The organism is Streptomyces sp. NPDC046308 (assembly GCF_055588065.1).
Genome location: NZ_JBVJFB010000007.1, coordinates 260095 through 273820, shown reverse-complemented (window position 1 = coordinate 273820; position 13726 = coordinate 260095). Strand labels below are relative to the sequence as shown.

At 73.9% G+C, this 13726-nt stretch carries 12 protein-coding genes; 8 read left to right on the top strand and 4 right to left on the bottom strand.

Annotated features, from left to right (window positions below; translation table 11 throughout):
* The first annotated feature begins 52 nt into the window (after positions 1 to 52).
* A complete protein-coding gene (locus ACZ6JT_RS27245) occupies positions 53 to 976 on the top strand; it encodes a LysR family transcriptional regulator (protein WP_376619701.1) in 924 nt (307 codons plus the stop codon).
* Between the two features lie 135 nt (positions 977 to 1111).
* Here ACZ6JT_RS27245 and ACZ6JT_RS27240 read toward each other — a convergent pair whose 3' ends face one another.
* The 3 genes from ACZ6JT_RS27240 to ACZ6JT_RS27230 form a co-directional block, all read right to left on the bottom strand.
* Entirely contained in the window at positions 1112 to 1819 is a 708-nt protein-coding gene (locus ACZ6JT_RS27240) for a gamma-glutamyl-gamma-aminobutyrate hydrolase family protein (RefSeq protein ID WP_469213665.1), read from the bottom strand.
* A gap of 45 nt (positions 1820 to 1864) precedes the next feature.
* A complete protein-coding gene (gene eat, locus ACZ6JT_RS27235; protein ID WP_469213663.1) occupies positions 1865 to 3346 on the bottom strand; it encodes an ethanolamine permease in 1482 nt (493 codons plus the stop codon).
* 124 nt (positions 3347 to 3470) lie between these two features.
* A complete protein-coding gene (locus ACZ6JT_RS27230; RefSeq protein WP_469213661.1) occupies positions 3471 to 4217 on the bottom strand; it encodes a FadR/GntR family transcriptional regulator in 747 nt (248 codons plus the stop codon).
* 77 nt (positions 4218 to 4294) lie between these two features.
* On the opposite strand from ACZ6JT_RS27230, the gene ACZ6JT_RS27225 reads away from it, so the two are divergent.
* From ACZ6JT_RS27225 to ACZ6JT_RS27210, 4 genes are all read left to right on the top strand, one after another.
* A complete protein-coding gene (locus ACZ6JT_RS27225) occupies positions 4295 to 5659 on the top strand; it encodes a glutamine synthetase family protein (protein ID WP_365483730.1) in 1365 nt (454 codons plus the stop codon).
* A 202-nt stretch (positions 5660 to 5861) separates the two neighbouring features.
* Positions 5862 to 7253 carry an aldehyde dehydrogenase family protein gene (locus ACZ6JT_RS27220; RefSeq protein WP_469213659.1) on the top strand — a complete coding sequence of 464 codons (1392 nt, stop codon included), beginning with the start codon at positions 5862 to 5864 and terminating at the stop codon, positions 7251 to 7253.
* Positions 7254 to 7258: 5 nt separating this feature from the next.
* Positions 7259 to 8053 carry a 3-oxoacyl-ACP reductase gene (locus ACZ6JT_RS27215; RefSeq protein ID WP_469213657.1) on the top strand — a complete coding sequence of 265 codons (795 nt, stop codon included), beginning with the start codon at positions 7259 to 7261 and terminating at the stop codon, positions 8051 to 8053.
* A gap of 89 nt (positions 8054 to 8142) precedes the next feature.
* Positions 8143 to 9483, top strand: coding sequence for a haloacid dehalogenase-like hydrolase (locus ACZ6JT_RS27210; RefSeq protein ID WP_469213655.1), 1341 nt, complete (start codon positions 8143 to 8145; stop codon positions 9481 to 9483).
* Here the strand turns inward: ACZ6JT_RS27210 and ACZ6JT_RS27205 are convergent.
* The gene (locus ACZ6JT_RS27205) at positions 9480 to 10682 is read right to left on the bottom strand and encodes an amino acid deaminase/aldolase (protein WP_469213653.1); all 1203 of its coding nucleotides are present in this window, start codon (positions 10680 to 10682) and stop codon (positions 9480 to 9482) included. The two genes, ACZ6JT_RS27210 and ACZ6JT_RS27205, sit on opposite strands and share 4 nt — an antisense overlap.
* 143 nt (positions 10683 to 10825) lie before the next feature.
* Here ACZ6JT_RS27205 and ACZ6JT_RS27200 point away from each other — a divergent pair, with 143 nt between their 5' ends.
* The 3 genes from ACZ6JT_RS27200 to ACZ6JT_RS27190 are packed head-to-tail and all read left to right on the top strand — an operon-like array spanning position 10826 to position 13611.
* Positions 10826 to 11629, top strand: a complete 804-nt coding sequence (locus ACZ6JT_RS27200) for a hypothetical protein (protein WP_469213652.1) — start codon at positions 10826 to 10828, stop codon at positions 11627 to 11629.
* On the top strand, positions 11626 to 12849 hold the full coding sequence (gene mycP, locus ACZ6JT_RS27195; RefSeq protein WP_469213649.1) for a type VII secretion-associated serine protease mycosin: 1224 nt from the start codon (positions 11626 to 11628) through the stop codon (positions 12847 to 12849). The genes ACZ6JT_RS27200 and mycP overlap by 4 nt, the downstream gene beginning before the upstream one ends.
* A gap of 21 nt (positions 12850 to 12870) precedes the next feature.
* Complete coding sequence (locus tag ACZ6JT_RS27190) at positions 12871 to 13611, top strand: SseB family protein (RefSeq protein ID WP_469213647.1); 741 nt, start codon at positions 12871 to 12873, stop codon at positions 13609 to 13611.
* The last annotated feature ends 115 nt before the right edge of the window (positions 13612 to 13726 follow it).

The window sequence follows — 13726 nt, the reverse complement described above, 5'->3', positions numbered from 1 at the left end:
GGGCGGGCGGCACGGCAGAGGTCATCTCCCTATGAGGCCATAAACTGATGTTATGGGTAATGAGGAGTGGGTTCCGCTGGCGCACCGGGTGCCGGACCTGGGCGCGCTGGAACTGCTGCTCGCGGTCGCGCGGGTCGGCAGCCTGAGCGGCGCCGCCCGGCGGCTGGGCATCACGCAGCCGGCGGCGAGCAGCCGGATCCGGGCGATGGAGACGCGGCTGGGCGTGGCCCTGGTGGACCGTTCGCCGCGGGGGTCGACGCTGACGGCCGAGGGCGCGCTGGTCACGGACTGGGCCCGGCGCGTGGTGGAGGCGGCGGAGGCGTTCGACGCCGGCGCGCAGGCCCTGCGGGGCCGGCGGGACTCGCGGCTGCGGGTGGCCGCCAGCATGACCATCGCCGAGTACCTGCTGCCCGGGTGGCTGATCGCGCTGCGCGGGGAACGGCCCGACACGGCGGTGTCCCTGCACGCCGGGAACTCGGCGGTCGTCGCCGAACGCGTCCTCACGCACGAGGCCGACCTCGGCTTCGTCGAGGGACTGACGGTGCCGGAGGGACTGGACTCCGCGGTGATCGCCCAGGACCGGCTGGTGGTGGCGGTGGCGCCGGGGCACGCGTGGGCGCGGCGATCGCGGGGGGTCGAGGCGGCGGAGCTGGCCGCGATGCCGCTGATCCTGCGGGAACGCGGATCGGGGACGCGGCAGGTACTGGACGCCGCGCTGGCCGGGAGCGGGGGGCTGGCCGCGCCGCTGCTGGAACTCGCCTCGACCACCGCGGTGAAGGCGGCGGCGCTGAGCGGTGCGGGGCCGTGCGTGCTGTCGGAGCTGGCGGTGGGGGACGAGTTGGCGGGGCGGCGGCTGGTGGAGGTGCCGGTGTCGGGGGCCGCGCTCGGGCGGGCCCTGCGGGCGGTCTGGCCGGCCGGCTCGCGCCCCGCCGGACCGGCCCGCGACCTGCTGTCGCTGACCCGCCGTCTGTCCTAGCCGGGGGCCTGCCGGCTGCCGCGCCGCACGCCGGGGCGCCGCCCCGTACCCCGCGCCTCAAACGCCGGCGGGGCTGGGTGGTGCGGCGGGGCTGGGTGGTGCGGCGGGGCCGGGGTGTGCGGCGGGGCCGACGGGCTAGGCGACGGGTACGGCGAGTCGGGCGGTGGCCGCTTCGATCAGGGAGGACATCACCCGGGTGTCCTTGTCCCGTTCCGGGTGCCACTGGACGCCCAGGATCCAGCGGTCGGGGTCGGGGACCTCGATCGCCTCCACCGTGCCGTCCAGCGCGTGGGCCGAGACGACCAGGCCGCGGCCCAGGCGGTCCACGGCCTGGTGGTGGTAGGTCGGGACCTGCGCCTCCTCCGGGACCAGCTCCGCGTACCGGGTGCCCGCAACCGGGCGGACCGGGTGCCAGGACGTGCCGCCCGGTGCGTCGACGTGGCCGTCGATGTGCTGGATCAGCGTGCCGCCGAGCGCCACGTTCAGCGCCTGCATGCCCCGGCAGATGCCGAGCACGGGCGTGTCGGAGTCGAGCGCCGCCGCGATCAGGGCCAGTTCCCAGTGGTCGCGGACCGTCGCGGGGGCACCCGTACGGGGGTCGCGCGCGGCGCCGTAGTGGACCGGGTCCACGTCCGGACCGCCCGCGACCACCAGGCCGTCCACCCGGCTCAGCACCTCCGCCGCCGACCCGGGCTCGTCCGGCGGGAGCAGCACGGCCGCGCCGCCCGCCGCCTGGACGAGTTCGTAGTACCCGGTCGGTACGAGGGACGTCGAGAGGTCCCACACCCCGTAGCGGGTGGATTCCTCGACGTAGGTGGTGATGCCGATGAGCGGCCTGGGCACGTTCGTTACCTCCAGCAGGGGACGGGGCAGGGCAGGGACAGGGTTTCAGTCACGGCTCAGTTCCGCCTCGGCTTCCGCCAGAGCCGCGAACTCCTCCTCGGGCGCCGAGGCCACGAGGTGGTGCCGACTGTAGATCGCGAAGTAGGCGAGGGCGACGGCGTACACGGCCAGCGCGATGAATGCCGCGTCCTTGTCCACCAGGAAGGTGGCGACCAGGGCCGAGAGGGCGAGTACGAAGGCCACCGACGAGGTCAGGATCCCGCCCGGGGTGCGGTACGGGCGCTCCAGGTCCGGCTCCCGGCGGCGCAGCACGATGTGGGAGAGGGCCATCAGGGCGTAGGAGATGGTCGCGCCGAACACCGCGATGTTCAGCATGCGCGCGCCGTTGCCGGTGGCGGCTGCCAGGGCGAAGCCGATGGCGCCGGGGATGACGAGGCCGAGGTACGGGGCCTTGCGCTTCGAGGTGAGCGAGAGGAAGCGGGGCAGGTAGCCGGCCCGCGAGAGGGCGAAGAGCTGGCGCGAGCCCGCGTAGATGAGGGAGAAGAAGGAGGCCACCAGGCCGGCGAGGCCCGCGTAGTTCACGAAGCGGCTGAGCGCGGTCGGGCCGTCGTCGCCCTCCAGCGCGACGACCAGCGGGTTGCCGGCCGCCTTGACGGCGTCGGCGCCCTGGGCACCGGTCGCGGCGAAGAAGGTGATCAGCGCCAGCAAGGCGAGGATGCCCATGGAGATGGCGAGCGCCTTCGGCATGGAGCGGACCGGGTCCTTCGCCTCCTCCGCCGCCAGCGGTACGCCTTCCACGCCGAGGAAGAACCACATCCCGAAGGGGAAGGCGGCCCAGATGCCGAGGACGCCCAGCGGCAGCCAGGAGTTCGAGCCGAAGGCGCTCGTGTCCACCGGGATGTCGTTGAGGCCGTCGGCGCTGAATTCCGTGAAGGCGCCCACGGCGAAGATGAGCAGCGCGGCGACGGCGATGGCGGTCACGACGAGGCTGAAGCGGAGGGCCTCGCCCACGCCCCAGAGGTGGACGCCGATGAAGACCACGAAGCAGCCGAGGTAGACCGGCCAGCTGGAGGTGAGGCCGAAGAGGCCGAGGGATTCGACGTAGTCGCCGATGAAGATGACGATCGCGGCCGGGGCCAGGATGTACTCGATGAGGATGGCGGTTCCGGTGAGGAAGCCGCCCCAGGGGCCCAGGGCGCGGCGGGCGAAACCGTATCCGCCGCCCGCGGTCGGCAGGATCGTGGACAGTTCCGCGAGGGAGAAGACCAGGCAGGCGTACATCGCGCCCATGAGGACGGTGGCGATGGCGAGGCCGCCGAAGCCGCCCTTGTCCAGGCCGACATTCCAGCCGGAGAAGTCGCCGGAGACGACGTAGGCGACGCCGAGACCGGTCAGGAGCAGCCACCCGGCGCTGCCGCGGCGCAGCGTGCGGCGCTCCAGGTAGTCGTCCGCGCCCGGGTCGCCGCCGTCGGCGGACTTGGGGGGTGCGGGTACGGCTGTCAGCCGTGCCTCGATGTCGTCGGCCATCGTGTGCTCCTGCCTCAGGGCAATGGTTGTGGGGCGTACCTTTGCTCTTGTGGAGTGGAGAGCGCAAGACCTCTGCGTTAAACAGAAGTTACGAAAGCCTCCCGGACCCCCGTTCCGGATCCGCTCAGGCCAGGAAGCCCCGCAGCAGCGCCGCCGTGCCGCAACAGTGCTCGCGCATCGTCTCGCGCGCCCCGGCCGCGTCCCGCGCCAGCACCGACTCCACCAGTGCGGTGTGCTGCTGCTGGGAGTGCTCCAGGTTGCGCACGAGCAGCGGGATGCAGTCCAGCAGGTCGTTGACGGTGGCGCGGACGGCCGCGTACTGGGCCGTGAGGGTGGCGGATCCGGCGAGCTCGCACAGGGTCAGGTGGAAGAGCGTGTCCTGGCGGCGGTAGCCGGCGAGCGGGGCGTCGTGCGTGGCCGCCAGCGCGGCGAGCAGCCGTTCGGCGCCCTCCTCGGTCAGCCCCTGGGAGGCGCACAGACCGGCCGCCCCCACCTCCAGCACCTCGCGGAAGCGCAGCGCGTCCTCGATGTCCACCCCCGCGACGCGCCGGCGCAGCTCCTCCTCCGCGCCGCCCGCCGGGGTGTCGGGGCGGGGCAGCACGAACGTTCCGCCGTACCGCCCGCGCCGGGCCTCCACCAGGCCCTGGTCCTGCAGTACCTTCAGCACCTCGCGCAGGGTGACCCGGCTGATGCCCATGCGTTCCGCCAGTTCGCGCTCGGGCGGCAGCCGTTCGCCGCCCGGCACCAGGCCCAGCCGGACCACCTGGAGGATCTGCTCCAGTGCCTCCTCGAACCCGTTGCCCGCCCGCACCTGCCGCAGTACGGGATTCAGCCGCGCGATCGCGTCGCCTTCACTCGCCGTATCGGTCATCTCGGCTCCGCCCCTTCCCAAGCAATGGTTCTATTCAATACCTTAGGCGCACTCGGCTCACCGAAGGAGAGATTCCCGTGGTAGACCGCACGCCGCCGCTCGCGACCGAGGAGCTTCGCGCCCTCGTCGCCAGCGGCGAGATCGACACAGTGGTCCTGGCCTTCCCCGACATGCAGGGGCGGCTCCAGGGCAAGCGGTTCGCCGCACAGTTCTTCCTCGACGAGGTCCTCGAGCACGGCACCGAGGGCTGCAACTACCTTCTCGCCGTCGACACGGACATGAACACCGTCGACGGGTACGAGATGTCCTCCTGGGACCGGGGCTACGGCGACTTCGCCATGCACCCCGACCTCGCCACCCTGCGCCGCATCCCCTGGAACCCCGGCAGCGCCTTCCTCATCGCCGACCTCGCCTGGAACGACGGCTCGCCCGTCGTCGCCGCGCCCCGGCAGATCCTGCGCCGCCAGCTGGAACGCCTCGCCGAGCACGGGTTCACCGCGATGGTCGGCACCGAGCTGGAGTTCATGGTCTTCCAGGACACCTACGAGCAGGCCTGGAACGCGGGCTACCGCGGTCTGACCCCCGCCAACCAGTACAACATCGACTACTCCGTCCTCGGAACCGGCCGCATCGAACCCCTGCTGCGCCGCATCCGCAACGAGATGCAGGCCGCGGGCCTGATCGTCGAGTCGGCCAAGGGGGAGTGCAACCTCGGCCAGCACGAGATCGCCTTCCGCTACGACGAGGCGCTGACCACCTGCGACCAGCACTCCGTCTACAAGACCGGGGCGAAGGAGATCGCCTCCCAGGAAGGCGTCTCGCTGACCTTCATGGCGAAGTTCGACGAGCGCGAGGGCAACTCCTGTCACATCCACCTCTCGCTCGCTGATGCCGACGGACGCAACGCGATGGCCGGGGACGGACCAGGCGGAATGTCACCGGTGATGCGGCACTTCCTGGCCGGCCAGCTGGCCGCGCTGCGCGACTTCTCCCTTCTCTACGCCCCCAACATCAACTCGTACAAGCGTTTCCGGCCCGGATCCTTCGCGCCGACCGCCGTCGCCTGGGGCGTGGACAACCGGACCTGCGCGCTCCGAGTGGTCGGCCACGGCCGCTCCATGCGCTTCGAGAACCGCCTCCCCGGCGGCGACGTCAACCCCTACCTCGCCGTCTCCGGCCTCGTCGCGGCCGGGCTCTACGGCATCGAGAACCGGCTGGAGCTGCCCGAGGCCTGCGGCGGCAACGCCTACACCGCCGAATACGCCCACGTGCCGGCCACCCTGCGCGAGGCCGCCGAGCTCTGGGAGAACAGCGAGATCGCCAAGGCCGCCTTCGGCCCCGAAGTCGTCGCCCACTACCGGAACATGGCCCGCGTGGAACTCGACGCGTACGACTCCGCGGTGACCGACTGGGAGCTGCGCCGCTCCTTCGAACGCCTCTAGGGGGTGTTGCGAAAGTCCCGCACGGTGCCCACGGCGCCCGGCACGCACTCTCGCCGCACCGGCCGAAGTCCCGAGTACGCCCAGTACGAGGGCCTTCATCCGGCACGCCGAGAGCACGCACCGGACACCGCGGGCACCGCACAGGACCTTCGCAACACCCCCTAGTCCGCCCGGCACCGCACCGTCGAACCACCGAAAGTCTGTGAGGCAACACGTGTCCGATGAGCTGGCCCCACTCAATCTGCGAGTGCTGAATCCGGCCACCGAGGAAACCGTCGCCATCGTCCCGGCCGCCACACGGGACGATGTCGACGCCGCCGTCGCCCGGGCCGCCGCGGCCCAGCGCGCGTGGGCGGCCGCCGCCCCCGCCGACCGGGCCCGGCTGCTGCGCCGCTTCGCCGCGGTCGTCGACGGCCACATCGAGGAACTGGCACGACTGGAGGTCCGCGAAGCCGGCCACACCATCGGCAACGCCCGCTGGGAAGCCGGCAACGTACGCGACCTCCTCGACTTCGCCGCCGGGGGAGTCGAGCGGCTCTCCGGCCGCCAGATCCCCGTCGCCGGCGGCATCGACGTCACCTTCCTCGAACCCCTCGGCGTCATCGGCGTGATCGCCCCCTGGAACTTCCCCATGCCGATCGCCGCCTGGGGCCTGGCCCCGGCCCTCGCCGCCGGCAACGCCGTCATCCTCAAGCCCGCCGAGACCACCCCGCTGACCGCGCTGCGCCTCGCCGAACTCGCCCTCGAAGCCGGGATCCCCGAGCACCTCTTCCAGGTGCTCCCCGGTCACGGGGCGGTCGCCGGCGACGCGCTCGTCGAACACCCCGGAGTGGCCAAGATCGTCTTCACCGGCTCCACCCGTGTCGGCAAGCAGATCATGGCCAAGTGCGCCGACCGGGTGAAGCGCGTCACCCTCGAACTCGGCGGCAAGAGCCCCAACATCGTCTTCGCCGACGCGGACCTGGAGGCCGCCGCGGCCGCCGCGCCGATGTCCTTCCTCGACAACACCGGCCAGGACTGCTGCGCCCGCACCCGCATCCTCGTACAGCGCTCCGTCCACGACCGCTTCCTGGAGCTCGTCGCCCCCGGCATCGCCGCCGTGGCCGTCGGCGACCCGCTCGACGAGAAGACGCAGATGGGCCCGCTGATCTCGCGGACCCAGCTGGACCGCGTACGGTCCTTCGTCACCGACGACCTCACCGCGATCCGCGGCACCGCACCCGAGGGCCCCGGCTTCTGGTACCCGCCGACCCTCGTCACGGACGTCGCCCCCACCGCTCCCGTGGCCGCCGAGGAGGTCTTCGGACCGGTCGCCGTCATCCTGCCCTTCGAGGACGAGGAGGACGCCGTACGCCTGGCCAACGCGACCGAGTACGGGCTCTCCGGCTCCCTCTGGACCCGCGACATCGGCCGCGCCCTGCGCGTCTCGCGCGCCGTCGCCGCCGGGAACCTGTCCGTCAACTCCCACAGCAGCGTCCGCTACTGGACCCCCTTCGGCGGCTACAAGCAGTCCGGCCTCGGCCGCGAGCTCGGCCCCGACGCCCTCACCGCTTTCACCGAGACCAAGAACGTCTTCATCAGCACGGAGGCCTGAAGAACATGACCAGCCAGAGCCCTGAAGAGATCGTCTGCCGCCGCCTGGTCGGCCGTACCGCCGTCATCACCGGAGCCGGCAGCGGCATCGGCCTCGCCACCGCCCGGCGCCTCGCGTCCGAGGGCGCCAACATCGTCTGCGGCGACATCGACGAGACGGCCGGCAAGGCCGCCGCCGAGGAGGTCGGCGGGACCTACGTGAAGGTCGACGTCACCGACAAGGAGCAGGTGGACGCCCTCTTCAAGACGGCCTTCGACACCTACGGCTCCGTCGACATCGCCTTCAACAACGCGGGCATCTCGCCCCCGGACGACGACTCCATCCTCACCACCGAGCTCGACGCCTGGCGGCGCGTCCAGGACGTCAACCTCACCTCCGTCTACCTGTGCTGCAAGGCGGCCCTGCCCTACATGCAGCGCCAGGGCCGCGGCTCGATCATCAACACCGCCTCCTTCGTCGCGATCATGGGCGCCGCGACCTCCCAGATCTCCTACACTGCCTCCAAGGGCGGCGTCCTGGCCATGTCCCGCGAGCTCGGCGTGCAGTTCGCCCGCGAGGGCATCCGCGTCAACGCCCTGTGCCCCGGGCCGGTCAACACCCCGCTGCTCCAGGAGCTGTTCGCCAAGGACCCCGAGCGCGCCGCCCGCCGCCTCGTGCACATCCCGCTGGGCCGCTTCGCCGAGCCCACCGAGATCGCCGCCGCCGTGGCCTTCCTCGCCAGCGACGACTCCTCCTTCATCAACGCCACCGACTTCCTCGTCGACGGCGGGATCTCCGGCGCGTACGTCACCCCGCTGTAGACCACCCCGCCGCAGACCACACCCCCGTTCCCGCCGGCCGGGCGCCCCGCGGCGCCCGGCCGCCGCGTGCCCGAACCCCGAGGAGCAGCATGCGCAGCAACAGAACCGCCACCCTCGCCCTCATCGCGGCCGCCGGCTCCGGACTCCTGCTGGCCCCGCCCGCCGAGGCGGACCCGAGCCACTGCCACCGGGCGACGGTGGGCCCCGGCTGGTACGGCGAGAACCAGGCCCGGCTCCAGGAGCTCATCGACCAGTACGGAAGCTGCAACCCGTACCGGCCCACCCGAGCCAAGCCCGTCGCCGTCTTCGACTGGGACAACACCGTCGTCAAGAACGACGTCGGCGACGCCACCATGTTCTGGCTGCTGCGCAACGGGAAGATCCGCCGCCCCGCCGACTGGGCCGCCACCAGCCGTTTCCTCACCCCGGCCGCGGCCACCGCCCTCGCCGGCGCCTGCGACTCCCTCGCCCGCCCCGGCGCCCCGCTGCCCACCGGGACCCCCGGCGGAGCCGGCTGCGCGGACGAGATCAACGCCGTCTACGGCAGCGCCGCGACCCGCGCCGGCGCCGTCGCCTTCGCCGGCTGGGACCGCCGCACCACCGAACCCTCGTACGCCTGGCTGCCCCAGCTCATGCAGGGGTGGACCGCCCGCGAGATCCGCGGCTTCGCCGCCGCCGCCCGCGCCGAGAACCTCGCCGCGCCCGTCGGCGCCGTCCAGCAGGTCGGCAGCGGTACCGCCACCGGCTGGGTCCGCTACTACGACCAGCAGAAGGACCTGGTCAAGGGCCTCCAGAAGGCCGGCTTCGACGTCTGGATCAGCTCCGCCTCGCCCCAGCCCGTCGTCGAGGTGTGGGCCGGGGGCGTCGGCATCAAGGCCGACCACGTCATCGGCATCCGCAACACCACCACCCACGGCGGGCGGTTCACCTCCCACCTGCAGGGCTGCGGATCCGTCCCGGACGGCGCCGACACGATGATCACCTACATCGACGGCAAGCGCTGCTGGATCAACAAGGAGGTCTTCGGGGTGCGCGGCGCGGCCGCCGAGAAGGTCCAGCCCGCCGCCCGCCGCCAGGTCTTCGCCGCCGGCGACTCCGACACCGACGTCTCCTTCCTGCGCGACGCCACCGCCCTGCGGCTCGTCGTGAACCGCAACAAGAACGAGCTGATGTGCCGGGCCTACGACAACAGCGACGGCCGCTGGATCGTCAACCCCATGTTCATCGAGCCCAAGAAGCAGAAGACCGGCCCCTACCCGTGCGCGACGACGGGCTACGTCGACCACGACGGCACCAGGGGACCGGTCCTGCGCGGTGACACGAGCGTCATCCCCGACCAGACGGACTCGGTGTTCCAGGACCCGGCCCGCCAGGACGGGACCCACGAGGACGGGACCCGCCAGGACGGGACCCACCAGGACGGGATCTAGAGGAACGTGCGGCCCTCGCCGCGGTAGGTCGGGGCGGTGGCCGTCACCCGGTCGCCCTCCACCAGGTGCAGCGTGTCGAAGCGCTCGCACAGCTCGCCCGCCTTCGCGTGCCGGAACCAGACCCGGTCGCCGATCAGCAGGTCGTCGGCCGGGCCGCCCAGCAGCGGGGTCTGCACCTCGCCGGCCCCCTCCCGGGGGTCGTAGCGCAGGCCCTGCGGCAGGTACGGAACCGGCAGGCGGTCCGCGCCGGCCGCGCCCGAGGCGGGGTACCCGCCCCCGAGCACCGTCACCACGCCCACACCGGGCCTGCGCACCACCGGCTGCGCGAACAGCGCCGCCGGGCGCCCGCTGAAGGAGGTGTAGTTGTCGAACAGCCGCGGCACGTACAGCCCCGACCCGGCGGCCACCTCCGTCACCGCGTCCTCGGCGACCGTGTGCTGCACACTGCCGGTCCCGCCGCCGTTGACGAACTCCAGGTCCGGTACGACGGCCCGCACGGCCCGCACCACCTCGGCCCGCCGCGCCGCGAGCTCCCTGCGGGCCGCGCCCTGCATCAGCCGGATGACCCGCGAGCGCACCGGCCGGCCGGCCAGCGCGTCCCCGACCCCGGCGACGTGGCCCTCGTACGCCATCAGGCCCACCACCCGGAACCCCGGCCGGGCGCAGACCGTACGGGCCAGCGCGGCCAGCTGCCCCGGCTCCCGCAGCGGGGACCGGCGGGCCCCGACCCGGACCCGGCCGCCGAACAGCTGCAGGGCGGTGTCCAGTTCCAGACAGACGCGGATCTCCTCGGCGCCCCCGTCACGGGCCCCGTCGATCAGCTCCAGCTGCGCGGGGTCGTCGATCGTCACCGTCACGGCGCCGGCCAGCTTGGCGTCGTTCGCCAGCTCGGCGAAGCCGGCCCGGTCGGCGGAGGGATACGCGAGGAGCACGTCCTCGAACCCGGACCGGGCCAGCCACAGCGACTCGGCCAGCGTGTACGACATGATCCCGGCGAACCCGGGCCGGGCCAGCACGCGTTCGAGCAGCGCGCGGCACCGGACCGACTTGCTCGCGACCCGGACCGGCTTCCCGCCGGCCCGGCGCACGAGGTCGTCGGCATTGGCGTCGAAGGCGTCGAGGTCCACGATGGCCAGCGGCGCGTCCAGGTGCGCGGTCGCCCGGTCGTACCGGGCGCGGTCGGCGGCGGGGGAGTTCATGGGCGGCAGCTTGCCAGAGGTCTCTACCGGTGGGTAGGGGTCGGCGGCCGGCGGACCCGGGGACACCGGCCCCGCGGAGCCCCGCCGGGGACCCCGTAGAGTACGGGCAGGCAGCCGTACGGAACGGGGGGCGGAGCCGCCGGATGACCACGACGACACCGCGGACCACGATCCCGGGCGAGCCTGATCCCTGGTCCCCGCCGCCCCAGCCCGCGCACGCCCCGCCGCGCCGCCACCCCGGACGCGTCCTCGCCGCCGCGCTCTGCCTCCTCCTCGGGGGCGGCCTCGTCGGCGGAGCCGCCGTCACCACCTGGGTCGAACACCGCGCCGCGAACCGCCCGTTGCCCGCCGACGCCGCCTACCGCAAGGCCGAGTCGCTGTGGCGCACCGCGCCCGTGGACAGCCTCTTCCCACCCGTCCTGGCCGGCCCCGCGGCGGGCCCCGGCGGCTCCGACCGGACCTGGACGCGTATCGCGCTCGCACCCGACGCCGACTGCGCGGCCGCCCTCGCCGCCGACTGGCAGGGCCTGTTGGCCGCCACCGGCTGCACCCGCGTGCTCCGCGCCACCTACACCGACGCCACCCGCAGCTCCCTGATCACCGTCGGCCTGGTGTTCACTCCCGCCGACGCCCCCGGGATGACCGCCCTGGGCGGCCGGATCACCGCCCCGGCCGCGTACGGGTTCGCCGACGGCCAGCGCGCCGCCTGGTCCGCGTCCGTACGCGACGAGGCGCCCGTCGTGGTCTACGCCGTCTCCGCCTTCGCCGACGGCCGCCCGCTGGACGCGCCCCGCCCCGCCGAGGACCTGATGAAGAAGGACGCCACCGGAGCCGCCGCCCAGGCGGGCCTCGGGCACGAGGCCAAGGCGGTCGCCGCGCGCATCGGGGACGGCGTGGCGCAGCTCGCCGCACCGCCCGTCACGCCCGCCCCGAAGGCCGGCCGATGAGCCCGCGACGGGCGCTCGGGCGGGCCGCCGCAGCCCTGACCGCCGCCGCCCTCCTCACGGCCGCCACCGCGTTCCCGGCCGCCGCCGACACCATCCGCGACCGCCAGTGGGGCCTGCTCGCGCTCCGCGCCGAGGAGGCCTGGGGCACCACCCGGGGCGACGGCGTGACCGTCGCCGTCCTCGACACCGGGGTCGACGACTCCCACCCCGACCTCGCGGGCCAGGTCCTCGAAGGCACCGACCTCATCGGCATGGGCGCCGGCCGCGGCGACCGGGCGTGGGCCCGTCACGGCACCGCCATGGCGAGCATCATCGCCGGACACGGCCACGGACCCAGCCGCGGCCAGGGCGTCCTCGGGATCGCCCCGCAGGCGCGGATCCTGCCGGTCCGGGTGATCCTCGAAGAGGGCGACCCGGGCCGGGGCAAGGTCCGCGACAGCAAGGGCGGGGCCCTCGCGGACGGCATCCGCTGGGCCGCCGACCACGGCGCCGACGTGATCAACCTGTCCCTCGGCGACGACAGCGACTCCGCCCACCACGAGGCGGGCGAGGACGAGGCCGTCCAGTACGCGCTCGCCAGGGGCGTGGTCGTCGTCGCCTCCGCCGGCAACGGCGGCGAGACGGGCGACCGCGTCTCCTACCCGGCCGCGTACCCGGGGGTGATCGCCGTCACCGCCGTCGACCGCCGCGGCAAGAAGGCCAAGTTCTCCACCCGCAACTGGTACGCCACCGTCAGCGCCCCCGGCGTCGACGTGGTCATCGCCGACCCCGACCGCTCGTACTACGAGGGCTGGGGGACCAGCGCCGCCGCTGCCTTCGTCTCCGGCGCCGCGGCCCTGATCAAGGCCGAGCACCCGGACCTGTCCCCGGCCCAGATCAAGAAGCTGCTGGAGGACACCGCCTCCGACTCCCCGGCCGGGGGCCGCGACGACGCCCGCGGCCACGGCACGGTGGACCCCGTCGCCGCCCTCCAGGCCGCGGAGTCGATGCAGGCGGACGCCGCGGTGCCCGCCCCCGCCGCGGCCGGGAGCAGGTACTTCGGCCCCGGCCCCGAGCCGGTCCGCCCGCCCGAGCGGAGCGCCCGGCTCGGCGCCCCCGCGGCCGCGGTCGCCGGAGCGGTGCTGCTCGTACTGGCCGCCGTACTGGGCCGGCGCCCGCGGCGGGGCGCCCGGAGCCGCGACCGCGGGCCCCTCACGGCACCTTCGGACCCGGCACAGTAGGGTCGGGTAACTGTGGCGAACATGGCGAACAAGAACATTCCCGACCCGGGCTTCTCCGACGACGACGGCTCGGCCGATCCCCGGCTGACCGCGGCCCTGGCCGCCTGGTCCGAGGACCGGGCCAAGGAGCCCGAGGTGCTGGCCGCCCTCAAGGGGGCCCGGCTGCTGGTCCCCGTCGTGGCCGTCCTCGGCGAGGTGGAGACCGACCCGGAGACGGGTCTCCAGCGCGAGAAGACCAGCGACATGGCCGTCCCGACGCTCCGGGCCGGCGACCGGCGGGCCCTGCCCGCCTTCACCTCGACCGCCTCCCTCGCGCTCTGGGACCCGGCCGCCCGCCCGGTGGCGGTCCCGCTGCACCAGGCGCTGGCCGCCGCCGCGCACGAGAAGGCCGACACCGTGGTCCTGGACCTGGCCGGGCCCGTCGCCTACCAGCTGACCGGCCCGGCGCTGCTCGCCCTCGCCGAAGGCCGTACGGACGCCGACCCGCTGGCCGACCCCGCCGTACGGGAGGCAGTACGGGACGCCGTGTCCGCGGAGCCGGCCGTGCTCCGCGCCCACCTCGGCCCGGGCGGCGCCGACGCCGACGGCACCCTCGCGATCGTGCTGGCCGACGGGGCTCAGGCCCCGGTGGCGGCCCGCCGCGTCGCGGAGGCCCTGGCGGCGGACACCACCCTGCGGGCCCGGCTGGTGCGCGGGCTGGACCTGGCGCTGCTGCCGCCGGACGCGCCGCTCCCGCCCGGCGAGGCGCTGTTCACCCGCTGAGCGGACACGAGCCGAGAAGGAAAGAGGAGAGGGGGGGGGGGGGGGGGGGGGGGGGGGGGGGGTCCCCACCCCCTCCTCTTTTTTTTCTCTGTTTCACCCTGGAGGGTCGGGGGGA